The sequence below is a fragment of the Azospirillum sp. ST 5-10 genome (assembly GCF_051225715.1).
GTDB lineage: Bacteria > Pseudomonadota > Alphaproteobacteria > Azospirillales > Azospirillaceae > Azospirillum.
Genome location: NZ_JBPJSP010000004.1, coordinates 93,956 through 116,071, shown reverse-complemented (window position 1 = coordinate 116,071; position 22,116 = coordinate 93,956). Strand labels below are relative to the sequence as shown.

The 22,116-nt window shown below is 73.0% G+C and carries 20 protein-coding genes; 6 read left to right on the top strand and 14 right to left on the bottom strand.

What is annotated here, in order from left to right; genetic code table 11:
- Nucleotides 1-42: 42 nt before the first annotated feature.
- From ACSBPG_RS06530 to ubiT, 10 genes are all read right to left on the bottom strand, one after another.
- Nucleotides 43-888 (bottom strand): AAA family ATPase, encoded by an 846-nt coding sequence (locus ACSBPG_RS06530; protein ID WP_435536322.1) that lies wholly within the window; start codon nt 886-888, stop codon nt 43-45.
- A gap of 132 nt (nt 889-1,020) precedes the next feature.
- On the bottom strand, nt 1,021-3,699 hold the full coding sequence (gene alaS / locus ACSBPG_RS06525) for an alanine--tRNA ligase (RefSeq protein ID WP_435536321.1): 2,679 nt from the start codon (nt 3,697-3,699) through the stop codon (nt 1,021-1,023).
- 115 nt (nt 3,700-3,814) lie between these two features.
- Complete coding sequence (locus ACSBPG_RS06520) at nt 3,815-5,848, bottom strand: methyl-accepting chemotaxis protein (protein ID WP_435536320.1); 2,034 nt, start codon at nt 5,846-5,848, stop codon at nt 3,815-3,817.
- A 160-nt stretch (nt 5,849-6,008) separates the two neighbouring features.
- Nucleotides 6,009-6,251: a FeoC-like transcriptional regulator gene (locus tag ACSBPG_RS06515; protein ID WP_435536319.1), complete on the bottom strand. Its 243-nt coding sequence runs from the start codon at nt 6,249-6,251 to the stop codon at nt 6,009-6,011.
- A gap of 11 nt (nt 6,252-6,262) precedes the next feature.
- On the bottom strand, nt 6,263-8,584 hold the full coding sequence (feoB, locus tag ACSBPG_RS06510) for a Fe(2+) transporter permease subunit FeoB (protein WP_435536318.1): 2,322 nt from the start codon (nt 8,582-8,584) through the stop codon (nt 6,263-6,265).
- A complete protein-coding gene (locus tag ACSBPG_RS06505; RefSeq protein WP_435536317.1) occupies nt 8,584-8,811 on the bottom strand; it encodes a FeoA family protein in 228 nt (75 codons plus the stop codon). Before ACSBPG_RS06505 ends, feoB begins: the two co-directional genes overlap by 1 nt.
- On the bottom strand, nt 8,808-9,050 hold the full coding sequence (locus ACSBPG_RS06500; RefSeq protein ID WP_435536316.1) for a FeoA family protein: 243 nt from the start codon (nt 9,048-9,050) through the stop codon (nt 8,808-8,810). Before ACSBPG_RS06500 ends, ACSBPG_RS06505 begins: the two co-directional genes overlap by 4 nt.
- Nucleotides 9,051-9,295: 245 nt before the next feature.
- Nucleotides 9,296-10,213, bottom strand: coding sequence for a ubiquinone anaerobic biosynthesis protein UbiV (gene ubiV / locus ACSBPG_RS06495; RefSeq protein WP_435536315.1), 918 nt, complete (start codon nt 10,211-10,213; stop codon nt 9,296-9,298).
- Between the two features lie 14 nt (nt 10,214-10,227).
- Nucleotides 10,228-11,214, bottom strand: coding sequence for a ubiquinone anaerobic biosynthesis protein UbiU (gene ubiU / locus ACSBPG_RS06490; protein ID WP_435536314.1), 987 nt, complete (start codon nt 11,212-11,214; stop codon nt 10,228-10,230).
- Between the two features lie 2 nt (nt 11,215-11,216).
- Nucleotides 11,217-11,846 (bottom strand): ubiquinone anaerobic biosynthesis accessory factor UbiT, encoded by a 630-nt coding sequence (gene ubiT, locus ACSBPG_RS06485; protein ID WP_435536313.1) that lies wholly within the window; start codon nt 11,844-11,846, stop codon nt 11,217-11,219.
- Between the two features lie 282 nt (nt 11,847-12,128).
- Between ubiT and ACSBPG_RS06480 the strand changes: the two genes are divergently transcribed.
- Together ACSBPG_RS06480 and ACSBPG_RS06475 are read left to right on the top strand one after the other, a co-directional pair.
- Entirely contained in the window at nt 12,129-12,338 is a 210-nt protein-coding gene (locus ACSBPG_RS06480) for a heavy-metal-associated domain-containing protein (protein ID WP_435536312.1), read from the top strand.
- Nucleotides 12,339-12,404: 66 nt separating this feature from the next.
- Nucleotides 12,405-13,589: a four-carbon acid sugar kinase family protein gene (locus ACSBPG_RS06475; RefSeq protein WP_435536311.1), complete on the top strand. Its 1,185-nt coding sequence runs from the start codon at nt 12,405-12,407 to the stop codon at nt 13,587-13,589.
- 19 nt (nt 13,590-13,608) lie between these two features.
- Here the strand turns inward: ACSBPG_RS06475 and ACSBPG_RS06470 are convergent, their stop codons facing one another.
- Nucleotides 13,609-14,313, bottom strand: coding sequence for a Crp/Fnr family transcriptional regulator (locus ACSBPG_RS06470; protein ID WP_435536310.1), 705 nt, complete (start codon nt 14,311-14,313; stop codon nt 13,609-13,611).
- Nucleotides 14,314-14,660: 347 nt separating this feature from the next.
- Here ACSBPG_RS06470 and ACSBPG_RS06465 point away from each other — a divergent pair, with 347 nt between their 5' ends.
- From ACSBPG_RS06465 to ACSBPG_RS06450, 4 genes are all read left to right on the top strand, one after another.
- Nucleotides 14,661-17,675 carry a hypothetical protein gene (locus ACSBPG_RS06465; protein WP_435536309.1) on the top strand — a complete coding sequence of 1,005 codons (3,015 nt, stop codon included), beginning with the start codon at nt 14,661-14,663 and terminating at the stop codon, nt 17,673-17,675.
- A 93-nt stretch (nt 17,676-17,768) separates the two neighbouring features.
- Nucleotides 17,769-18,020: a hypothetical protein gene (locus ACSBPG_RS06460; protein WP_435536308.1), complete on the top strand. Its 252-nt coding sequence runs from the start codon at nt 17,769-17,771 to the stop codon at nt 18,018-18,020.
- A 34-nt stretch (nt 18,021-18,054) separates the two neighbouring features.
- Nucleotides 18,055-18,519 carry a hypothetical protein gene (locus tag ACSBPG_RS06455; RefSeq protein ID WP_435536307.1) on the top strand — a complete coding sequence of 155 codons (465 nt, stop codon included), beginning with the start codon at nt 18,055-18,057 and terminating at the stop codon, nt 18,517-18,519.
- Between the two features lie 91 nt (nt 18,520-18,610).
- Nucleotides 18,611-20,338 carry a tetratricopeptide repeat protein gene (locus ACSBPG_RS06450; RefSeq protein ID WP_435536306.1) on the top strand — a complete coding sequence of 576 codons (1,728 nt, stop codon included), beginning with the start codon at nt 18,611-18,613 and terminating at the stop codon, nt 20,336-20,338.
- Here ACSBPG_RS06450 and ACSBPG_RS06445 read toward each other — a convergent pair.
- From ACSBPG_RS06445 to purC, 3 genes are read right to left on the bottom strand one after another with little or no spacing between them, the layout of a single operon-like run.
- Nucleotides 20,325-20,948, bottom strand: coding sequence for a DNA-3-methyladenine glycosylase family protein (locus ACSBPG_RS06445; protein WP_435536305.1), 624 nt, complete (start codon nt 20,946-20,948; stop codon nt 20,325-20,327). The genes ACSBPG_RS06450 and ACSBPG_RS06445 overlap by 14 nt on opposite strands.
- A 19-nt stretch (nt 20,949-20,967) precedes the next feature.
- Nucleotides 20,968-21,210 carry a phosphoribosylformylglycinamidine synthase subunit PurS gene (purS, locus tag ACSBPG_RS06440; protein WP_435536304.1) on the bottom strand — a complete coding sequence of 81 codons (243 nt, stop codon included), beginning with the start codon at nt 21,208-21,210 and terminating at the stop codon, nt 20,968-20,970.
- A gap of 23 nt (nt 21,211-21,233) precedes the next feature.
- Entirely contained in the window at nt 21,234-21,998 is a 765-nt protein-coding gene (gene purC, locus ACSBPG_RS06435; protein ID WP_435536303.1) for a phosphoribosylaminoimidazolesuccinocarboxamide synthase, read from the bottom strand.
- Nucleotides 21,999-22,116 lie beyond the last annotated feature (118 nt).

The following is a 22,116-nucleotide window of genomic DNA, read 5'->3' as shown; positions in this document are numbered from 1 at the left end:
TCTCCACCGCATGGCGACGGCCGGCCGGGCGACGGCTGAGCCTCAGCGCCCCTCGCGCCGGGCCAGGAAGGCGAGGCGTTCCAGCAAATGGACGTCCTGCTCGTTCTTCAGGAGCGCCCCGCAGAGCGGCGGGATCACCGTGCGGGCATCCTTGGCGCGCAGGGTCGCCGGGTCGACGTCCTCGACCATCAGCAGCTTGATCCAGTCCAGCAGCTCCGAGGTCGACGGCTTCTTCTTCAGCCCCGGCACCTCGCGCAGCTCGTAGAACAGGCCGAGCGCCTCGCGCAGCAGCGCCGGCTTCAGGCCGGGATAGTGGACGTCGACGATCCGTTCCATGGTCTGGGCGTCGGGGAAGCGGATGTAGTGGAAGAAGCAGCGGCGCAGGAAGGCGTCGGGCAGCTCCTTCTCGTTGTTGGAGGTGATGACGACGATCGGGCGCTGCCTCGCCTGGACCACCTGGCGCGTCTCGTAGACGTGGAACTCCATGCGGTCGAGTTCCAGCAGCAGGTCGTTGGGGAACTCGATGTCGGCCTTGTCGATCTCGTCGATCAGCAGGACCGGCGCCTGGGGCGCCTCGAACGCCTCCCACAGCTTGCCGCGGACGATGTAGTTGGCGATGTCGTGCACCCGCGCCTCGCCGAGCTGGCTGTCGCGCAGGCGGCTCACCGCGTCGTACTCGTAGAGGCCCTGCTGCGCCTTGGTGGTCGACTTGATGTGCCAGGCGATGAGCGGCCGGTTCAGCGCGCGGGCGATCTCGACCGCCAGCACCGTCTTGCCGGTGCCGGGCTCGCCCTTGACCAGGAGCGGGCGTTCGAGCGCGATGGCGGCGTTGACCGCCACCATCAGGTCTTCGGTGGCGACGTAGCTGTCGGTGCCGGTGAAGCGCATGGGACCGCTCTCGCTGGTGGAAACGCGACGGCGGGCGTCGGGGACCGCCGGGTGGTTGCGCGGGGCCCCCTCCCGGCCTCCCCCCACGTGGCGGGGGGAGGGTTGGGTGGGGGGCCGACGCGACCGCTTGGATCACCCCGCCAGCACGCTCTCCAGCGCGGCGACGGCGGCGTCGGCCTTGGCGCCGTCGGGGCCGCCGGCCTGGGCCATGTCGGGGCGGCCGCCGCCGCCCTTGCCGCCCAGCGCTTCGGAGGCCGTGCGCACGAGGTCGACGGCGCTGAAGCGGCCGGTCAGATCCTCGGTGACGCCGACCACCACGGAGGCCTTGCCCTCGTTGACGGCGATCACCGCCACCACGCCGGAGCCGACCTGCTTCTTCAGGTCGTCGGCCAGCGGCTTCAGGTCCTTGGCGGGCAGCCCCTCGGCGACGCGGGCGAGGAACTTCACCCCGTTCACCTCCTTGGCGCCGCCGCCGGTCTGGGGGCCACCGCCGCCCATGGCGACCTGGCGGCGCAGCTCGGCCAGCTCGCGCTCCAGCTTGCGGCGCTCCTCGACCAGGGCGGCGACGCGGGCCGGCACCTCGGCCGGCGCCACCTTGAGGGCGGACGCCGCCTCGCTCAGCAACTGGTCGCGGTGCTCCAGCCACTCGAAGGCGCCGCGGCCGGTCAGCGCCTCGATGCGGCGCACGCCGGCGGCGACGGCGCCCTCGGCCACCACCTTGAACAGGCCGATGTCGCCGGTGCGCCGCACGTGGGTGCCGCCGCACAGCTCGATGGAGTAGTCGCGCTGCAGCTCGCCGTGCGGGCCGCCCATGGAGACCACCCGCACCTCGTCGCCGTACTTCTCGCCGAACAGCGCCATGGCGCCCATGGCCTTGGCCTCGTCCGGGCTCATCAGGCGGGTCACCACCTCGGAGTTGGCGAGGATGCGGGCGTTGACCACGTCCTCGACGGCCTCCATGTCGGCGGCGCTGATCGGCGTCGGCTGCGAGATGTCGAAGCGCAGCCGGTCGGGGGCGACGAGCGATCCCTTCTGCGTCACGTGCTCGCCCAGCCGGTCCTGCAAAGCCTTGTGCAGCAGGTGCGTGGCGGAGTGGTTGGCGCGGATGGCGGCGCGACGCTCGCCGTCGACCCGCAGCTCCACCACGTCGCCGACCTTCAGCGTGCCCTTGGTCACCGTGCCGACATGGGCCCACACCGCACCCAGCTTCTTCTGGGTGTCGGACACCGCGACCTCGGCGCCGTTCGGCGAGAAGATGACGCCGGTGTCGCCGACCTGGCCGCCCGACTCGGCGTAGAAGGGGGTCTGGTTGACCACCACCATCACCTGGTCGCCGATGCCGGCCTGCTCGACCCGGGCGTCACCCTTGACGAGCGCCACCACCTTGCCCTCGGCGACCTCGGTGTCGTAGCCGAAGAACTCGGTGGCGCCGAACTCGTCCTTCAGCTCGAACCACAGCCGCCCGGTCGCCGCCTCGCCGGACCCCGCCCAGGAGGCACGCGACAGCTCGCGATCTCTCTGACGCTCCTCCTCGTACCCTTCCATGTCCACTTGGAGGCCGTGCGGCCTCAATATGTCCTGGGTCAGGTCGACGGGAAAACCATAGGTCCCATGCAGCACCCAAGCCACCGAGCCGGCAAGCGTCTTGCTGTCCTTCATGCCCGGTGCGTGCGTCCGGCCGAAGTTGCCGGTCATCTCCTCGACCAGCTTCAGGCCGCGCTCCAGGGTCTGCTTGAAGCGGGTCTCCTCCAGCTTCAGCGTCTCGACGATCAGCGCGCGGGCGCGCACCAGCTCGGGGTAGGCGTCGCCCATCTGGTTGATGAGCGCCGGCACCAGGCGGTGCATCAGCGGGTCGCGGGCGCCGATCATGTGGGCGTGGCGCATGGCGCGGCGCATGATCCGGCGCAGCACGTAGCCGCGGCCCTCGTTGAACGGCAGCACGCCGTCGGCGATCAGGAACGCGCTGGAGCGCAGGTGGTCGGCGATCACCCGGTGCGACACCGCGTGCGGCCCGTCCGGCGCCGTCGCGGTGGCGTCGGCCGAGGCCAGGATCAGCGACCGCATGAGGTCGATGTCGTAGTTGTCGTGCTTGCCCTGCAGCACCGCCGCCAGCCGCTCCAGCCCCATGCCGGTGTCGATGGACGGGCGGGGCAGGGGGACCAGGTCGTCGGGCCCGCGCTGCTCGAACTGCATGAACACGAGGTTCCAGATCTCGACGAAGCGGTCGCCGTCGGCGTCCGCGCTGCCCGGCGGTCCGCCGGCCACCTCGGGGCCGTGGTCGTAGAAGATCTCCGAGCAGGGGCCGCACGGCCCGGTGTCGCCCATCCGCCAGAAGTTGTCGTCGGTCGGGATGCGGATGATCCGCTCGTCCGGCAGGCCGGCGATCTTGCGCCACAGGCCGGCCGCCTCCTCGTCCGAACTGTGGACGGTGACGGTCAGCTTGTCCGCCGGCAGCCCGAACTCCTTCGTGATGAGGTTCCAGGCCAGCTCGATCGCCCGGTCCTTGAAGTAGTCGCCGAACGAGAAGTTGCCCAGCATCTCGAAGAAGGTGTGGTGGCGCGCCGTGTAGCCGACGTTGTCCAGGTCGTTGTGCTTGCCGCCGGCGCGCACGCACTTCTGCGAGGTGGCGGCGCGCTGGTAAGGCCGGGTCTCGGCGCCGGTGAAGACGTTCTTGAACTGCACCATGCCGGCGTTGGTGAACATCAGCGTCGGGTCGTTGCGCGGCACGAGCGGCGACGATTCGACGACCTGGTGGCCGTTCTTGGCGAAATAGTCCAGGAAGGTGGCGCGGATGTCGTTGGCGGTCTTCATAGGATCGTCGGGCTCCGGAACGCGTCTGCCTCAAGCGGCCGAACGGGTGCTTTTAGCTTGAGTTGGTGTCTCTGTCCACCCGAGGCCAGTCTTCCGTAGGTTGGGCGCCCGCCGATTACGCCGCCTTCACGCCGGCCAGGAAGCTCTCCACCTGGCGGCGCAGGGATTCGGCTTGGCGGGCCAGATTGCCCGAGGTGGCGCGCATCCGGTCGGCGGCGGAGCCGGTGTCGCGGGCGGCGTCGGCCACGGTGGCGATGTTGGCCGAGACCACCCGCGTGCCGGTCGCCGCCTGCTCGACGCTGGCGCCGATGGTGCGGGTCGCGGCGCTCTGCTCCTCGACCGCCGCGGCCACCGCGCCGGCGATGCGGTCGATCTCGGCGATGGTGCTGCCGATGGCCTGGATGGCGGCGACGGCGCGGCCCGTGGAGGTCTGGACCGCGGTGATCTGGCCGGTGATCTGCTCGGTGGCGTCGGCGGTCTGGTTGGCGAGGTTCTTCACCTCGGCGGCGACCACGGCGAAGCCCTTGCCGGCGTCGCCGGCGCGCGCCGCCTCGATCGTCGCGTTCAGCGCCAGCAGGTTGGTCTGCGAGGCGATGTCGTTGATCAGGCCGATCACTTCGCCGATGCGCTGCGCGCTCTCGAAGAGGCCCTGGACCAGGGTGTCGGCGTCGTTGGCCCGCTCCACCGCGGTCCGCGAGGCGGTGGCGGTGCGCTCCACCTCGCGGCCGATCTCGTCGATCGAGGCGCTGAGCTGGTGGGCCGCGGCGGCGACCGCGTCGACGTTCTCGGCCGCCTGGCCGGCGGCGGCGGCGGTCTCGTCGATGCGCCGGCTGGCATCCCCGGCGCTGGCCGCCAGGCTGCCGGCGGTGTCGGTCATCTGCTCCACCACCGCGCCGACCGCCTGCAGCACCCCGGTCACCTCGGCCTCGAAGCCGCCGGTCAGGCGTTCCAGCGCCAGGCGGCGGTGCTCCTTCGCCGCCATCTCGTCCTGTTGCAGGGCGGCGTAGCGGTCGGCCTGGATGCGGTTCTCCTTGAACACCTCGACGGCGGCGGCCATGGCGCCGATCTCGTCGCGGCGGCCCACGCCGTCGATGGCGACCGAGGTGTCGCCGTCGGCGAGGCGCGTCATGACGCCGGTCAGGCGGCGGATCGGCCGCGAGATGCCGCGGGCGATCCTGACCGCCAGGAGCACCGTCACCAGCAGGCCACCGACGACGGCGGCCGCCTCGACGATCAGCACGGTGCCGGCGTCGGCGATGACATCCTCGGCGAAGGCGCGGATATCGCCGGCGACGGCGTCCTCCACCTCCTTGAGGCGGTCGATCCGCTCGGTCGTCAGGGCGAACCAGTCCGGGGCCGTCAGCGCGTCGAAGTCGTAGGCCCACAGCCACTCCCGCGCCGACAGCAGGCGGTCGGCCGGGATGCGGGCGAAGATGGCGTCGTAGCGTGTCGCCGCCGTGTCGCCGAGGGTCCGCCGGAAGCGGTCGAGAGCGGCGTCCTGCCGCGCCTGCAGGCCGACGAAGCGGCGGAAGGACTCGCCGTCGAACGCCTTGCGGGCGAGCGCGCCGGCGCCCAGCGCCCGCTCCAGCCCGGCGCTTTCCTTGGCCTCCATGAGATCGACGTAGGCCATGGTCATGCGCGACATGCGGGGGTGGCGGGTCTGCGCCGCCATGTCGCCGACGGTGGCCAGCAGGCGCCGGACGGCCTCGGTGTAGGCCGACAGGACGACCGCCGGAACGAGCGTGCGCTGGTCGGCGTCCGCGCGCAGCGCCGTTGCCGTGCGTGTCGCCGTCGCAGCATCCGCGAGCAGCGGCGCGATTTCGGCGTCGGCCTCGTCGGCGCGCGACCGTTCGAAGGTGGCGAAGGCCGCGTCGGTGCGCAGCCGTTGCGCCGCCAGCTCCCGGCCGAACGATTCACCGCGGCTCGACAGGAACAGCACGGTGGCGCCGCGTTCACGCTGCAGCTCGTGCACCAGGGCGCTGGTGTCGGCGGCGATGGCGGCGGTCGACCGCAGGGCATGGGTCTCGCGCAGGACGACGGCCTGTTCGGCGACGAGATAGCCGGAGAAGCCGATCAGACCGAGGATGGGCAGCAGGAACCCGAGGGCGATCCGGGTGCCGATGGTCGCGTCCTTCGTCCAGGCAAGCATGCGTCCGTTCCGTTTTGCGACAGTCTATGACGATAGTAATACTCGTTCCGGTCGTGCTCGCAAGCGCAATCGCCGCGGACGTTCCGCACGACCCGCCGAAATGACGACGGCCGCCTCCCGGAGAGGGGAGGCGGCCGCCGGATGAGGGCCCGCATCGGACCTATGTCGGGGGCGGGCCCCCGATCCATTCGTAGACCTCGGCGGCGGTCGCGTCGCCGCAGCAGGACTTGCCGCACCGCCCGCCGCACGCCTCCTCGACGCGCCGGACCCTGGCCTTGGCGGCCCAGTGGTCCAGCAGCGCCCGCGTGGCGTCGGCGGAACTGTCCACGCCGAGCGCGATCTCGGCGAGCGACGCACGGTGGCGTGCGCTCAGGAACGTGCGGACGTCCGACAGGGTGGCCATGGCAACCTCCCTCATTCGGCCGGGACGGGCGGGGTCGCCGACGGCCGCCGGTTGCCGACCACCCACAGGATCATGGCGGCCGCGGCCACCGCGGCCAGGGCGACGGCGATCCGCGTCGCGGCGGCGGCGGGTGCCGTCGCGAGCTGGCTGGCCTGGTAGAAGACCACCGACGTGCAGTAGCCGAGCCCGGTGGTCCAGGCGGCGCTGAACAGGGCCCAGCGCCAGCCGACCTCGTCGAAGATGGCGCCCATGGCGGCGACGCAGGGCATGTAGAGCAGGATCAGCAGCATGTAGGCGAAGGCGCCGGCCGCGCCGTCGAACCCGGCCGCCATGGCGCCGAAGGCGCCCTCGCCGACCTCCAGCTCCTGGGCCGCCGCGCCGCGGTCGGCGACGTAGGAGACGTCGATCCCCAGCGGGTCGCCGAGGTGCGAGGCGACGTCGGCGAGGTTCTCGGGGATGGTCCGCACCGCCGCCAGCAGGGCCGTGCCGAGGTCCGTCTCCTCCTCGGCCGCCCCCTCCTCGCCGCCCATCTGGCTGTACAGGGTGTTCAGGGTGCCGACGACGGCTTCCTTGGCGAAGATGCCGGTGAACAGGCCGACGCCGGCCGGCCAGTTGTCCTCCTTCAGGCCCATCGGCTCGAAGATCGGCATGATGCCGCGGCTGGCCGTCGCCAGCACGGAGTTGCGGCTGTCCTGGTTACCGAAGCTGCCGTCGGGGCCGAGGGCGTTGAGGAAGCTCAGCACCATCACCATGGGCACGATGACGCGGCCGGCGCGCAGGACGAAGGCGCGCAGGCGGCTCCAGGCGCGCCGCACCACCGTGCCGACGGTCGGCATGTGGTAGGGCGGCAGCTCCATCACGAAGGGCGACGCCTCGCCCTTGAGCAGGGAGTTCTTGAGGAGGAAGCCGGTCGCCACGGCGAAGGCGAGGCCGACGAGGTAGAGGGCGAAGACGACGTTCTGCCCGCCCACCGGGAAGAAGGCGGCGGCGAACAGGGCGTAGACCGGCAGGCGGGCACCGCACGACATGAAGGGGGCCATCATCACCGCCAGCACGCGGTCGCGCCGGTGCTCGAGCGTGCGGGTGGCCATGATCGCCGGGACGTTGCAGCCGAAGCCGACGATCAGCGGCACGAAGGCCTTGCCGGGCAGGCCGATGGCCCGCATGGCGCGGTCCATCACGAAGGCGGCGCGCGCCATGTAGCCGGAATCCTCCAGGAACGAGAGGAACAGGAACAGGGCGCCGATGACGGGAACGAAGGTGGCGACGGTCTGGATGCCGCCGCCGATGCCGTCGCCCACCAGCACGACCAGCCATTCCGGCAGGCCGGCGCCGGCCAGCGCGCCGCCCAGCCCGTCCACCAGCAGGGCGCCGAACGCCTGGTCGAAGAAGTCGATGAAGGCGCCGCCGATGTTGATGGTGAAGAGGAACATCAGATACATGACGGCGAGGAACACCGGGATGCCCAGCACCCGGTTGAGGACGAGGTGGTCGATCCGGTCCGACAGGGTGCGCGAGGCGACGCGGGGGCGGCGCACGCAGGCCGCCACCAGATCGGTGATGAAGCCGAACCGCGCGTCGGCGACGACGATGTCCGCCTCGTCGCCGCACGCCTCCTCGACGGCGGCGATCCCGGCCGCGACGAGGTCGTCGAGGCCGCCGCCGCGGATCTGCGCCCGGGCGCCGAGGTCGCCTTCCAGCAGCTTGGTGGCGATCCACCGGGGATCGCCGGCCGCCGGCGGCAGGCGGTCCGCCACGGCGGCGGCGAGCCCGGCGAGATGGGGCTCCATCGCCTCGGGCACGGGGACGGCGGCGGAGGGAGCGCACGGCGCCGCGGCCATCGCGGCGACGGCTGCCTTGAGATCGTCGAGGCCGCGGCGGCGGGTGGCCACCAGCGGCACCACCGGGCAGCCCAGCCGCTCCGCCAGCGCCGCGGTGTCGATGACGATGCCGCGGTCCTTGGCAATGTCCATCATGTTGATGGCGACGATCATCGGCACCCGCATCTCGAGGAGCTGGGTGGTGAGGTAGAGGTTGCGCTCCAGGTTCGAGGCGTCGACGATGTTGACGACCACGTCCGCCTCGCCCGACAGCGCGTACTCCCGCGCGATGCGCTCGTCCTCGGAGGTGTGGGAGGTGAGGCCCAGCGAATAGACGCCGGGCAGGTCGACCACCGTGCAGACCGTCCCGCCGATCCGCAGGGTGCCGGTCTTCTTCTCGACGGTGACGCCCGGCCAGTTGCCGACGTGCTGGGTGGAGCCGGTGAGCGCGTTGAAGAGGGTGGTCTTGCCGCAGTTCGGGTTGCCGACCACCCCGACGACGATGGCCTTCATCACAGCACCTCGACCTTCAGCGCGTCGGCCTCCGCGCGGCGCAGGCTCATGGCGAAGCCGCGGACCCTGATCTCGACGGGATCGCCCAAAGGCGCCACGCGGGTGACGGAGAACTCGGTCCCGGGCACCATGCCCATGGCCAGCAGCTTCTGCCGGTAGTCGCGCCGGCCCTTCTCGAAGCCGGTGACCCGGCCGCGGTCGCCCGGTTGCATGGTGCCGATGCTCATGGTCCTTCTCCTTCGATCGAGACCACCCGGACCCGGGCTGCGGTGTCGCCGTCCAGCGCCAGGCGGGTGTCGCCGCAGGCGACCACCGCCCCGCCGTCGCCCCGGCTCTGCACCACGCTGACGACGGCGCCGGGCCGCAGGCCGAGATCGGTCAGGCGGGCGATCTGATGCGACGGCAGGAGCAGACCGGCGACGCGGAAGGCGCCGGGGCCGGCCTTGCTGACAGGAATGGACCGCATGGATTCCCCCTCGCTCCGGGGCGCGACGATCCGGTCCGCGCCCCGGCCGGGCGGCCGGTGCCGCGGGGCGGCGTCGGGTGCGTCAAGGTGTGTCGGAAACTCTGGACGGGCCGCCAGGGGGCGGTCTGCAAATGAAACTCACACCCAATCGCGCTGCGGCGCAATGCGACGAATGGACCCAGCGGCGACGGTCACAGCCGCCGCCAGCCGGGCCCGCCGGCCTCCTGCCGAGGTGGGGCCGGCGGTCACGCCGGCACGCCGGCCAGCCGTTCGGCCCCCGGGCGGTCGTGGAAGAAGCCGTTGGACAGGGGCGCCGGGGCGACCAGGGCGGCGATCTCCTCGGCCACCGCGGCGCCGGATCGACGGCCGTCGAGCAGGTCCCGGAACGCCTCGGCCACCCGCACCATGTCGGTGGCGTGGGGCGACAGGCGCAGGCGCCCGACGCCGGCCGCCAGCAGCGCCGGCACCTCCTCGGCCAGGCCGAGATAGGCGTGCGACAGGGTCTGGGTGCCGTTGACGGCGAGGAAGGGCTGGCCGTCCAGGGTCTCCACCGCCAGGCCGTCGGCGTCCTGGCCGCACACGAACTGGCAGCCGTCCTTGTGCAGGCGGTGGGCGCGGGCGTGGTAGCAGCGCGCCGAGATGGCGAGCGGCGCCCGCCCGAACACCTGCACCTCGACGGCGACGCCGAGGCGGCCGGCCTCCGCCGCCAGGGCCGCCACCGAACCCCGGGGCAGCTCCGCCGACAGGGAGACGGCGGTGGCGCCGCGCCCGGCCAGCCAGCGCAGCGTCGCCTCGTTGTAGACGTTGACGAAGGGGCCGACGGCATGCGGCCGGCCGGCGAGCTGGGCGACGGCGCCGAGGTCGTTGGCCTCGATCTCCAGGCCGTCGCTCTCCACCAGGGCGCGCACGGCGGCGCGCTCGCGCTCGGTGGTGACGAGGATGGGGGTGGAGAAGACCACGCGCTTGCCGGCGGCGGCCAGCCGCTCGGCCGCCTCGGGCAGCACCTCGTCGAGGAAGGGGGCGCGCTTGGAGCAGACGATCTCGCCGAGATGGACGAGGTCGACCGGCGCCTCGTCGGCGATGCGGGCGTAGAAGTCGCGCACCGTGGCGGCGGGCCAGTTGAACAGCACCGGTCCGAGCGTCAGCAGGGGGCGGGGGGACATGGGCAGAATTCCTCTCACCGCCAGGACCGCTGGTAGGCGCCGGCGGTGTCGCGGGCTCCCTCGATCATCGCGTCGAGGTCGAGATCCGGCACGCGGCCGTCGCGGGCGAAGGCGTCGATGGCCTGGCGGTAGGCCGACACCACGGCGGCGATGTAGGCCTTGCCGCGCTGCCGTCCCTCGATCTTCAGGGCGCTCACCCCGGCCGCCTTCAGATCCGGCAGGAGGTGGAGCGCGTTGAGGCTGGTCGGCTCCTCGAACAGGTAGGAGGCCCGGCCATGGGCGGCGAAGCGGCCCTTGCACAGGGTGGGGTAGCCGGCCGGCTCGTCGGCGGCGAAGACGTTCACGGTGAAGCCGCCGAGGCGCGAGACCAGCGCGTCGCCGCGCGGCTCGTAGCGCACGTGGCTGGCGGGCGAGCACACACCCTGCTTGTTGGGCGACAGGCCGGTGGCGTAGGAGGACAGCGAACAGCGCCCTTCCGCCATCGGGCACAGGCCGCCGAAGACGAAGACCTCCACCTCCACGCCGGTCGCGGCGGTCAGGCCACGGATGTCGGCGACCGTGAGGACGCGCGGCAGCACGACCCGCTGCACCCCGAACTCCTCGACGAACAGGCGCACCGATTCCGGGTTGGCCGCCGAGGCCTGCACCGAGAGGTGCAGGCGCAGCGCCGGATGGGTGGCGGCGGCGTAGTGCAGCAGGCCGAGGTCGGCGAGGATCGCCGCGTCGGCGCCCAGGCGCGCGGCGTCGTCGACGGCGCGGTGCCAGGGGCCGGGGTTGCCGGCGGCGGGGTAGGTGTTGATGGCGACGAACACCCGGCAGCCGCGGCCGTGGGCGTAGGCGATGCCGGCCGCCAGCTCGTCGCGCGAGAAGTTGAGGCCGGGGAAGTTGCGGGCGTTTGTGTCGTCGCGGAAGCCGCAGTAGACGGCGTCGGCGCCGGCATCGACGGCCGCGCGCAGGGCGGCGGGCGTGCCGGCCGGGCAGATCAGCTCGAATCCGCTCACCGTCACGCCTCCCGTCCCGGACGCGTGTTGACGCGGCGCTCCAGCGCGTCGAGGCGGGCCAGCACGGGGGCCAGCAGCAGGCCGCGCGCGCCGTCGAGGGCGCCGAGCAGCCGCGCCGCCTCGCGGCGCAGCCGCGGCACGGCGTGGCGCAGCGGCCCGGCGGCGGCGGCGACGTCGCCCACCAGGTCGATCTCCTCGCCGTCCAGGGCGTTGCGCAGGGCCACCACCAGGGCGGTGTCGCCTTCGATGCGCAACGTGCGGCGGAAGAACAGGGCGTCGCCGTCGATCCGCCCTTCCAGCAGGTCGAGCAGCGCCGGCAGGGGCCCGCGGATCGCCGCCTCGGCCTGCGTCTCGCGCCTCGCCAGCCGCAGGCGCGGCCGGGGCCCGACGGTGAGGAGCACGGCGACCGGCTGGTCGACCGGGTCGATCAGCACGCCGCCGGCCGGCAGCTCCCGCAGCGCCGCCACGGCGCGCGGGTGGGTGCGGGCCAGCGCGTCGAGCACATGGTCCAGCACCGGAGCGGTGCACGCCGTGCCGAGGCGGCCGGCGGCACGCAGCGCCAGCCCGGCGAGGTGCGTTTCGAGACGGCGGACGCGGTCGTCCGCGGCGGGACTGCGGTGGCCTTCGGGCATGCTCGGCGTGGTCCTCCAGCTAGAGCAAGAGCGCTTTTGGCAGATCCGGCCAAAAGCGTGAATCTTGCTCTAAACATTTCAATTTAGAGCGGTGCGGCGGCTTCGGCCGGCCGGCGCGCGGCGGCGAGCATGCTCCCAGCGGCGGCCACGGTCGAGCCTTGACGGCGGTCAAGAGACGATCTGTCGCGCCCCCGCCGCCGGCCCGCCGGGACCGTCGCCGTGGACCTCCGGGGCGCGCGGGCTGTTGCTCCCGGAGCGAACCGTCACGGAAAGGGTGAGACCATGCTGCGATTCAGGGTGTCCGGGATGACGTGCGGCGACTGCGCGCACCGCGTCAGCCGGGCGGTGGAGGAACTGCCGGCGGTGGAGCGCACGCTGGTCGACGTCGGCCGCGGCGAGGTGCTGGTCGAGGGCCATGCCGACGAGGCGGCGGTGCGCGACGCCATCGTCCATGCCGGCTACCGCGTCGAGGAGCGCCTGCCGCCGGTGTGACGGCGCGACGAACGCCGCCGACCGGTGTTGGAGAGTTGCTGTCCGAGACGCGCGCAAAGGGGGGAGATGGCGCAGATCCTTGTCCTGACGGACACCCTCGCCGGTGCGGTCGATGCCGCGCTGGCGTTCACCGGGACCGGCGTGCCGACCGGTCTGCTGCTCTCTCCCCGGGCCGACCGGCCGGAGACTTCCGCGGTGGTGGTCGACCTCGACACCGGCCGGCTGGCGCCGGCGGCGGCCGGTCTCCTCGCGTCCGAGGCGGTGCAGCGCCTGCGTAGCACCGGCACCACCCTGGTCCGCTTCGTCGGCCCGGAGCCGGGCGCCGCGACGGCCGCCGAAGCGGCGGCGATCCGCGACACCGCCGCGCGCAACGGTGCCGGCCGCCCGCTGCTCCTGGCGGCGCCGGCCTGGCCGGAACGCGGCACGCCGGTGCCGACGGCGGTCTGGCGGCGGGCGCTGCAGGAGGCGGGGCTGCGCGTCGCGACGCTCGAGGCGGAGACCGCCGGAGCGGGGGCCGACGCGGTGCGCCGGCGGCTGGCCGTCGCCGCGGCGGACGCCGACGCGGTGGTGTGCGGGGCGGCCGATGACGCGGCGCTGGCCACGCTGGCGCACGGCGCCGCGCTGTGCGGCGCCTCCGCGGTGTGGCTGGGCGGGACGGGGCTGGTCCGCCACCTTCCCGCCGCGCTGGGGCTGGCCGTTCCGGGCGCCGTGTTGCCCGCTCTGCCGACGCCGGCCGACCCGGTTCTCGCCGTGATGGGGGTCGCCGCCGGGGCCGCGCCGGGGCATCGCCTGGAGGTGCCCGGACCGGTGCTGCGCCTCGGCCCCGGCAGCGCCGAGTGGGGTCACGCCGAGCAGGCATTGCGCGAGGCGCTGAGCGGTGGCGTCGACGTGGTCCTCGCCGCCGCGCCTCGCGGCGCCGGCGAGGAAGCGGGCGACGAGCACGCTCGCGCGGTGGCGCTCGGCCGATTCGTCCGCGACCAGCTGCCGCGGGCCGGGGCGCTGGTGCTGAGCGGCGGCGACACGGCGCGGGCGGTCCTCCTCGCCGGCGCCATGGGCAGCTTGCGCGTGCTCGGCGCGGCGCCGCCGGGCGGTTTGGTGTGCCTGACCGAGGGGCGTCGGGTCCTGCCGGTGGTGCTGGTCCCGGGCGCCGCCGCCGGGCCGGACGCGCTGGCGCGCTGGCGCGTCCGCCTGCGCACCGCCGCCGCGCCGCCCGTCGCCGAGGCGGGGCGCGGCTTGGCGGACGCGGGATAGGCGGACGCGGCGTAGGCGGTCACCCCTCGTCGGCGATGTCGCGCAGGGCGTCGAGGTCGCAGCGGAAGCGGTTGGGGCGGAGCTCGGTCACCAAGCCCTGGCGCTTCAGCTCCGCCACCATGCGGCTGGCCGTCTCGGTGGTGATGCCCAGCATGGCGCCGACGTCCTCGCGGCCGAACAGGTCGCACTCGTCGTCCCCTTCCGCCACCAGGGTGAGGAACAGGCGGGCCACGCGGGCCCGCGCCGTGCCGGTCCCCAGCTCCACCAGGAAGGCGTCGGCCCGCTCCACCGCCTTCTGCCAGCGGTTCATGAGCTGCCGGTGCAGGCGGGGCGTCTCGTCGGACAGGCGCTGGATGACGGCGCGCGGAATCCGGCAGGTCAGCACGGGGCGCACGGCGATGGCGCTGTGCTGGTAGGGCTGGCCCAGCACCGCCTCGAGGCCGGCGGTGTCGCCGCGCCGCAGCAGACGGACGATGCGCTGGCCGCCGCTCGGCAGGTACTGGACGAGCTTGACCAGGCCGGAGCGCACGGTGAACACGGCGGTCGGCTCGTCGCCGATGTGATAGAGGGCGCTGCCGCTCGCCACCATCAGCTCGTCGATGGGCAGATGGATCAGGCCGAAGTCGGTTTCGGTCAGATCGGCGAACAGCGCCAGGTCGCGCACGCCGCAGCCCTTGCAGTTGGCCAGTCCCTGCCACGCCGCCGCGATGTCGGTCTTCTTCAAGTCTGAGGTCCGGTCCATGAATCGCGCTGCCGTTTCGGAAGCGGCCTCCTGCGGCACGTTATCGCACAGCACGCTCTTCGCACCAGGTATGGTGGAGGGCGGCTGACGGAATTCAATGCACCGGGCTGGCGATGCCCCGCCGCCAGGTACCTCGGAAGGGGCGCCGGCAGGGCCGGTGCTCCCCGTTTTGGCGCCGCAGATCGATGATGCTGCAGCGCGGGAGGTGCAAAGGGGCCAACGCGCGCGCGGAACGGGAGGGTCATGGCGCTTACTTCGCTTGCCGGAATGTACGGGGGCCCGTGACCGGTATTGTTTTGCATAAATTCACGGCAGCGGGAACGAGCGCCATGGCGACCTTATCGGGCACGTCCGGAAACGACCTCCTGTCCGGGACCAGCGGCAACGATTCCTTCGAGGGCGGGGCGGGCGACGACACCATGATCGGCGGTGGCGGTGCCGACCGCTTCGTCGCCGGCGAGGGCAACGACAGCATCGACGGCGGCGACTATATCGACCGGGTGATCTTCGCCGACCGGCGGTCGGCCTACGACATCACGGTCGACGGCGACCGCATCGTCGTCGAGGACCTGCTCAGTTGGTCCAGCGTCGAGGGCGCGGACACCCTGGTCGGCGTCGAACGCCTCGTCTTCAGCGATCACGCCTTCCTGATCGTCTCCGGCAGCGATGAGGACGACGCGCTTGCCGGGACCGCGGACGCCGATTTCCTGATGGCGGGCGGCGGCAGCGATTCGATCGACGCCGGGGCCGGCAGCGACATCGTGGCCGGCGGCGACGGCGTCGACCGCTTCGTCGCCGGCGCGGGCAGCGACCTCTTCTTCGGCGGCGAGGGCGTCGACCGAGTGGTGTTCGCCGGAGCGCGCGACGGGTACGAAATCTCCTTCGAGGACGGACGGACCGTCGTCCGGGACGTCGATTTCAACGGCACCGACGACGACGGCCAGGACACGCTGGTGGGGGTCGAGAGGCTGGTCTTCGCCGACGTCGGCTTTCTCGTCTTCGCCGGTGGGGACGCCGCCGACGCCCTCGGCGGGAGCGAAGCCGGCGACCTCCTGTACGGCGACGGCGGCGACGACACCATCTCGAGCGGCGACGGCGACGACACCTTGTGGGGCGCCCTGGGGGACGACAGCCTGGCCGGCGGGGAGGGAACCGACGAGGCGGTGTTCGACTACCGCTCCAGTCTGTACCAGTTCGACGTCGAGGACGGTCGGGTCGTCGTGCGCTGCGTCAATCCGGACCGCCCGGGCTGGGCCGGCTCGGGCGAGGACACGCTGGTCGGCTTCGAGCGCTTCGTCTTCACGGATCGGAGCTTCGAGGTCGCCCTTGGCGGCGCGGGGGACGACGGTGTCGACGGGACCGCGGCCGCGGACTACCTGCACGGCGGTGACGGGCGCGACTCGCTCGACGGCGGCGCCGGCGACGATCTGATGGACGGCGGCACCGGCCACGACCGCTTCGTCGCCGGCGCCGGCGACGACACCATCGACGGCGGGGACGGCACCGACCGGGTGGTGTTCGCCGGCGATCGGACCGGCTACGACATCCGGTCGAACCCGGACGGCGGCGTCACCGTCCGCGACATCGACCCCGGCAGCGACGGCGACGACGGCACCGACGTGGTGCGGAACATGGAACGGCTGGTGTTCACGGACGGCGGCCTTCTCGTCGGGCAGGCGCCGCCGGCTCCGCCGGTCGTCGAGCAGGTCAGCGAAGTCGGGCCGTACCTCGCCGACATCGCGCTGTCGCACGACGCGCGCTACGTCGCCTACATGACCGACGCCTACGGCGACTGCCGCGTCTTCTGGAAGGACCGCGACACCGGCGAGCACGTGCGGATCGACGTGCCCGTGGGTGGCGGCGACACCGAGGGGTTCGGGGGCGGCGTGGCGATCTCCGCCGACGGCCGGCACGTCGTGTTCGACAGCACGGCGCCGGGCCTGGTCGCCGGCGACGACGACGATGTGCGCAACCTGTTCCACAAGGACATGCAGACCGGCGACCTCGTGCGCCTCGACACGGCGCCCGACGGCACCCCGGCGGACGGCAACGCCGCCATGCCCTTCCTGTCGGCCGACGGCCACACCCTCGCGTTCGCAAGCGTGGCAAGCAATCTCGTCGGCGGTGACACCAACGGCGTGTCCGACATCTTCGTCAAGGACATGGACACCGGTGCCACCACCCGGGTCAGCACGACCGCCGACGGAGGCGAGGCCGACGGCAGCAGCGGCACGCCCCTGCTCTCGGCGGACGGGCGTTTCGTGGTCTTCGCCAGCTCGGCGACCAACCTGGTGGCGGACGACACCAACGGGCAGACCGATGCCTTCATCAAGGACCTGCAGACCGGCGAGGTGCGGCGCGTCAGCACGGCGGCCGACGGCTCGGAAGGGGACGGGCAGAGCTACGCCACCGACATCTCGGCCGACGGCCGCTACGTCCTGCTGACCAGCCACGCCACCAACCTGGTGGCCGGCGACACCAACGGCTGGCGCGACGTGTTCGTCAAGGACCTGGAGACCGGTGCGGTGACCCGGGTCTCCACCCGGGAGGACGGCAGCGAGGTGGCGGGCGGCGAGGACGGCGTGTTCTCCCCCGACGGCCGGTCGGTCGCCTTCGCGTCGACCGCCGACGACCTGGTGCCGAGCGACGCCAGCGGCTTCACGGACGTGTTCCTCAAGGACCTCGACTCCGGCGCCGTGACACGGCTGAGCGTCGGGCCCGACGGCGGGCCCTGGTACGGCCCGGCCGGCACGCCCGTCTTCTCCGGCGACGGCGGGCACGTCGCGTTCTTCGCCGGCCCGAACTTGTTCATCGACGGCGAGGAGACGCAATATTATCTGCGCGACCTCGACCCGCCGCCCGGCACGGCGCTCGCCGGAACGGCGGAGGGCGACGCCCTGTTCGGCGACGTGGCCGCGGACACGCTGTCCGGCGGCGGCGGCGACGACCACCTCGACGGGGCCGGCGGCAACGACCTGCTCGACGGCGGGGCGGGCAGCGACGCGCTGGCCGGCGGCTTCGGCGACGACACGCTGATCGGCGGCGCCGGGGCGGACCGCTTCGTCATCGCCTTCCACGGCGGACACGACCGGCTGCACCTCGTGAGCGGCGAGGACGTCATCGACCTGCGCGCCTTCGCGACCGACTTCCCGACCATCCAGGGCACCCTCTCGGCGGTCGACGCCGATGGCGACGGGGCGGCCGACGACTGCCGCATCGACCTCGACGTCTTCGACGAAACATCCCAGGACCGTGTGTACGGCCCCTACAGCGAAGGCGGCCTGATCGACCTGATCGACGTCCAGCCCGCGTCGCTGAGCGCGAACGACTTCCTGTTCGCCTGATCCGCTCCGGCGGCGCCGCCCTGCGCCGCCGGAACCGCTTCCACACGCCTCCTGTTGAACCCGGATCAACCGGACGGACAGGAGCGTGCCACCATGGCCGACAGCCACCGCGCGGGCGGGGCGCCCGGAAACGTGCGCGACGCCACCTTGAAGGATCACGGGCAGCCGCATCCCTACGGCGTCTACCAGCGAGCCGGCGGGCCGGACGACGGCCGCTCCGCCGAGGACACCACGCCGGTGCTGGCCCCGACCATTCCGCCGAAGGGGTGGGGGTTCAGCGGCGGCAGCGTCGCGGCTCTGCTCATCGTGGCGCTGCTGATCGCGCTGGCCGCCTGGGCGCTCTGACGTGGTCCGTCCACAAAAGGGGAGTTCGTGTCGGATGGCGAGCATCATCGTTGCACTCTTCGACTGCCCGGACGAGGCGAACCGGGTGGCTGACGGCTTGGCGGGCGCCGGAGTCCCGCGCGACGACCTCTACTTCGCCGGCGGCGAGCCGGCGCCGTCCCCGTCTGAGCTCGACGAACTCGCCGACACCCTGGCCAAGCTGGGCGTCGCCGAGGCCGACGCGCGCAACTACCGCGACGGCGTCGCCGGCGGCGGCGCCCTGCTGCTGGTGCGCGCCGACGAGGCGGCGGCCCCCAGGATCCGGATGCTGATCGACCGCACCGCCCATGGCGGGACGGCCCCGCCGCCCGGCGCGGCACCGGCGGACGCACCGGAATGCGACAGCATCCACATGGGCCAGGCGGCCGGCGGCTACGGAACGCGCGGCGCGGCGACCGCCTTCGGCGGGATCGAGCGCGTGCAGCCCCGGACGAGGGTGCCGGCCGCCGCCAAGCGCTGAGCCGGCGCGGCGGGCCCGCACCGGGTCTGGCCGCCGGCCGTCGTCCGTGCTAGGTCGGTGCGAGCGGCGGGATCGACGGGGGCGGGCCACCATGGCGACGGTGGAGGAGGCGTTGGCGCTGGCGGTGGGCCATCACGCGTCCGGCCGCCTGGAGGAAGCCGAGATCCTGTACGGCCGCATACTCGACGCCGTGCCCGGCCAGCCCCATGCCCTGCATTACCTCGGCGTGCTGAACGCGCAGCGTGGCCGGACCGGGCGCGCCATCGCCCTGATCGCCCGCGCCATCGCCGTGGACGGCGCGGTCGCCGACGCGCACGCCAACCTCGCCAACGCCCTGCGGGCCGCCGGCCGTCCGCTCGAGGCGGCGGCGGCGCTGCGCCGGGCGGCCCGGCTGGCGGCCGTCGACGCCGGGCGCTGGGGCGAACTGGGGCTGGCTCTGCGGGCGGTCGGCGACGTCGCCGGCGCCCGCGCCGCGCTGGAGACCGCCTGCCGCCTCGACCCGGCGGATGCCAGGACGTGGCACGCCCTCGGCCTGACCGCCGCGGCGCCGGGCGACCGGCCGGCGGCGCTGGCCGCCCACGCCCGGGCGGCGGCGCTGCAGCCGGGGCTGCTCTCCTCGCGTCTCGCCGCGGCCGCCCTGTGGGGCGAGCTCGGGCATCCCGATGCGGCGGAGCGGGCCTACGCCGCCCTCATCGCCGACGCTCCGGACTGCGCCGCCGCCCACTACAACCGCGCCGCCCTGTTCCAGGAGCGCGGACTGGCCGCGCCGGCGACGGCGGGCTACCGCACCGCCCTGGCGCTGGAGCCGGGCGACGCCGAGGCGTGGTACGCGCTGGCGACCCTCGACAAGGAGGCGGAGCGGGTGGGCCGCGCCGTCGTCGGCTGCCGCCGGGCCCTCGTCCTGCGGCCGGACTTCGAGGCGGCCCGCCTCGACCTGCGCCTGCTGGCGAGCCAGCAGGTCCCGGCCTGGCACTTCACCATGCTGGCCGATGGCGCCCGCAACGAGGCCTACCGGCGGGCCATCGAGAAGGCGGTGACACCGGGGTGCCGCGTGCTGGAGATCGGCACCGGCGCCGGCCTGCTGGCGCTGATCGCGGCGCGCGCCGGCGCCGGCGAGGTGCACACCTGCGAGCTGTCCGGCGTGCTGGCGGCGGTGGCGCGCGGCGTCGTCGCCGACAACGGCTATGCCGACCGCGTCACCGTCCACCACAAGCGGTCCAGCGAACTGCGCCTCGGCGTCGACCTGCCCGGGCGCGCCGACGTGCTGGTGTCGGAAATCCTCGACGCCGGGCTGCTGGGGGAGGGGCACGCGCCGAGCGTCCGCCACGCCATGGCCGAGCTGGTGAAGCCCGGCGCCCGGGTCATCCCGGCGGCCGCCACCATCCGCGCCGTGCCCATCGAGGCGGCGGCCCTGGCGGCGACCCATCCGATCCGCGAGGTCTGCGGCTTCGACCTGTCGCGCCTGGAGGAGCACCGCAACCTCGCCTACAGCGCGCTGTCCCTGAACGACCTGCCGCATCGCCGTCTCGCCGAGCCGGTGGCGGCGGCGCGCCTCGACCTCGCCGACCCGCCGCGCCCGGGGCCGGTGGCGCGCTTCGCCTTCGCCGCGACGGCGACGGGCACCGTCCACGCCGTCGCCTTCTGGTACGACCTGCACGTGGACGAGGAGATCACGGTGTCGACCGGGCCGGAGGGGGAGTGCCGGCACTGGCTGCAGGCGGTGCAGTTCCTGGAGCGGCCCGTCGCGGCGGCGGCGGGGCAGGTGCTGCCGGCGGAGCTGCGCTACGTCGCCGGCCGGCTGGCGGTCAGCCTCGGCTGACGGCGTCGGTGCGGCGTCGGTCCTGCAGGGCGACGTAGTGGTGCCAGACCAGGCGGGCGGCGAGGCTGCGGTGGGGGCGCCAGGGTTCCGCCACGGCGACCAGCGCCGCCCGGCTCGGGCGTTCCGCCCAGCCCTTCAGGCGCTGCACGCCGAGCGCGATGGCGAGATCGTCCACCGGCCAGACGTCGGGCCGGTCGAGCGCCGTCATCAGGTAGATCTCGGCGCTCCAGCGGCCGATCCCCTTGAGGCGCGAGAGGGCGGCGATCGCCGCCTCGTCGTCCAGGGCGTGCACGGCGTCGACGTCGAGCGCGCCGGAGACCACCGCCGCGGCGATGCCGCGGGCGTAGCCGGTCTTCTGGCGGGAGAAGCCGCAGGAGCGCAGGGTGTCGTCGTCGAGCGCCAGGAACGCCTCGGGCGTCACCGGGTCGAGGCGGGCCAGCAGCTTGTCCCACAGGGCGAGCGCCACCCGGGTGGAGAGCTGCTGCTCCATGACGATGCGCAGCAGGCCGGGGAAGCCGGCCGGCCGCGTGAAGTCGCGCAGGATCGGCCCGCCGACGCGCAGGCACTCGGCGAAGATCGGGTCGAGGGCGGCGAGGCGGTCGACCGACACGCGGGGCGGCGCCGGTTCCTCAGGCCACCAGTTCGATGGCGTAGTCCTCGATCACCGTGTTGGCCAGCAGCTTGTTGCACATGGCCTCCACCTCGGTGCGGGCGGAGTCGGTGTCGGTCGCCTCGAGGTCGAGCTCGATGACCTTGCCGGCGCGGACGTTGTCGACGCCGGTGAAGCCCAGCGTGTGCAGGGCGTGCTCGATGGCCTTGCCCTGGGGATCGAGGACGCCGCGCTTCAGGGTGACGTGGACCTTGGCCTTCATGGATCGCGTTCTTTCTTCGGAAATCACTGGATGGTCTTGGGGCCCTTGGCGTCGACGGGGCCGCCCTCGGGCAGGATGCCGAGGCGGCGGGCGACCTCCTGGTAGGCCTCCTCCACCTTGCCGAGATCCTCGCGGAAGCGGTCCTTGTCCAGCTTCTCGTTGGTCTTGATGTCCCACAGACGGCAATTGTCGGGGCTGATCTCGTCGGCCAGGACGATGCGCATCTCGTCGTTCTCCCACAGCCGGCCGAACTCCAGCTTGAAGTCGACGAGCCGCAGGCCGATGCCGAGGAACAGGCCCGAGAGGTAGTCGTTCACCCGCAGGCTGAGCGCCACCATGTCGTCGAGGTCCTGGGGGGCGGCCCAGCCGAAGGCGGTGATGTGCTCCTCCGACACCATCGGGTTGCCGAGCTCCTCGGACTTGTAGTGGTACTCGATGATGGAGCGGGGCAGGGGGGTGCCTTCGGCGATGCCGAAGCGCTTCGACAGCGAGCCGGCGGCGACGTTGCGCACCACCACCTCGATGGGAATGATCTCGACCTCGCGGATCAGCTGCTCACGCATGTTCAGACGGCGCATGAAGTGGGTCGGCACGCCGATCTCGCCCAGCCGGGTCATCAGGTACTCGGAGATGCGGTTGTTCAGCACCCCTTTGCCGGTGATGACGCCCTTCTTCTGGTTGTTGAACGCGGTGGCATCGTCCTTGAAGTACTGCACCAACGTGCCGGGCTCCGGTCCCTCGAAAAGGACCTTGGCTTTGCCTTCATAGATGCGCCGGCGTCTGCTCATGTGTGGTCGTCCGAAACTACAGCGGACCGGCCAGGGCGGGCCGGTCCGGTCAATGTGCGGAAGAGTGATATAGCAAGCCGTACCGGCGAACACAATGCGGGTGGGCGCGGCGGGGGGT

Excerpts from the sequence above, each read along its gene's own strand:
- ACSBPG_RS06530 (WP_435536322.1), bottom strand. The coding sequence starts at position 888 with ATGCGCTTCACCGGCACCGACAGCTACGTCGCCACCGAAGACCTGATG.
- alaS (WP_435536321.1), bottom strand. The coding sequence starts at position 3,699 with ATGAAGACCGCCAACGACATCCGCGCCACCTTCCTGGACTATTTCGCC.
- ACSBPG_RS06520 (WP_435536320.1), bottom strand. The coding sequence starts at position 5,848 with ATGCTTGCCTGGACGAAGGACGCGACCATCGGCACCCGGATCGCCCTC.
- ACSBPG_RS06515 (WP_435536319.1), bottom strand. The coding sequence starts at position 6,251 with ATGGCCACCCTGTCGGACGTCCGCACGTTCCTGAGCGCACGCCACCGT.
- feoB (WP_435536318.1), bottom strand. The coding sequence starts at position 8,584 with ATGAAGGCCATCGTCGTCGGGGTGGTCGGCAACCCGAACTGCGGCAAG.
- ACSBPG_RS06505 (WP_435536317.1), bottom strand. The coding sequence starts at position 8,811 with ATGAGCATCGGCACCATGCAACCGGGCGACCGCGGCCGGGTCACCGGC.
- ACSBPG_RS06500 (WP_435536316.1), bottom strand. The coding sequence starts at position 9,050 with ATGCGGTCCATTCCTGTCAGCAAGGCCGGCCCCGGCGCCTTCCGCGTC.
- ubiV (WP_435536315.1), bottom strand. The coding sequence starts at position 10,213 with ATGTCCCCCCGCCCCCTGCTGACGCTCGGACCGGTGCTGTTCAACTGG.
- ubiT (WP_435536313.1), bottom strand. The coding sequence starts at position 11,846 with ATGCCCGAAGGCCACCGCAGTCCCGCCGCGGACGACCGCGTCCGCCGT.
- ACSBPG_RS06480 (WP_435536312.1), top strand. The coding sequence starts at position 12,129 with ATGCTGCGATTCAGGGTGTCCGGGATGACGTGCGGCGACTGCGCGCAC.
- ACSBPG_RS06475 (WP_435536311.1), top strand. The coding sequence starts at position 12,405 with ATGGCGCAGATCCTTGTCCTGACGGACACCCTCGCCGGTGCGGTCGAT.
- ACSBPG_RS06465 (WP_435536309.1), top strand. The coding sequence starts at position 14,661 with ATGGCGACCTTATCGGGCACGTCCGGAAACGACCTCCTGTCCGGGACC.
- ACSBPG_RS06460 (WP_435536308.1), top strand. The coding sequence starts at position 17,769 with ATGGCCGACAGCCACCGCGCGGGCGGGGCGCCCGGAAACGTGCGCGAC.
- ACSBPG_RS06455 (WP_435536307.1), top strand. The coding sequence starts at position 18,055 with ATGGCGAGCATCATCGTTGCACTCTTCGACTGCCCGGACGAGGCGAAC.
- ACSBPG_RS06450 (WP_435536306.1), top strand. The coding sequence starts at position 18,611 with ATGGCGACGGTGGAGGAGGCGTTGGCGCTGGCGGTGGGCCATCACGCG.
- purS (WP_435536304.1), bottom strand. The coding sequence starts at position 21,210 with ATGAAGGCCAAGGTCCACGTCACCCTGAAGCGCGGCGTCCTCGATCCC.
- purC (WP_435536303.1), bottom strand. The coding sequence starts at position 21,998 with ATGAGCAGACGCCGGCGCATCTATGAAGGCAAAGCCAAGGTCCTTTTC.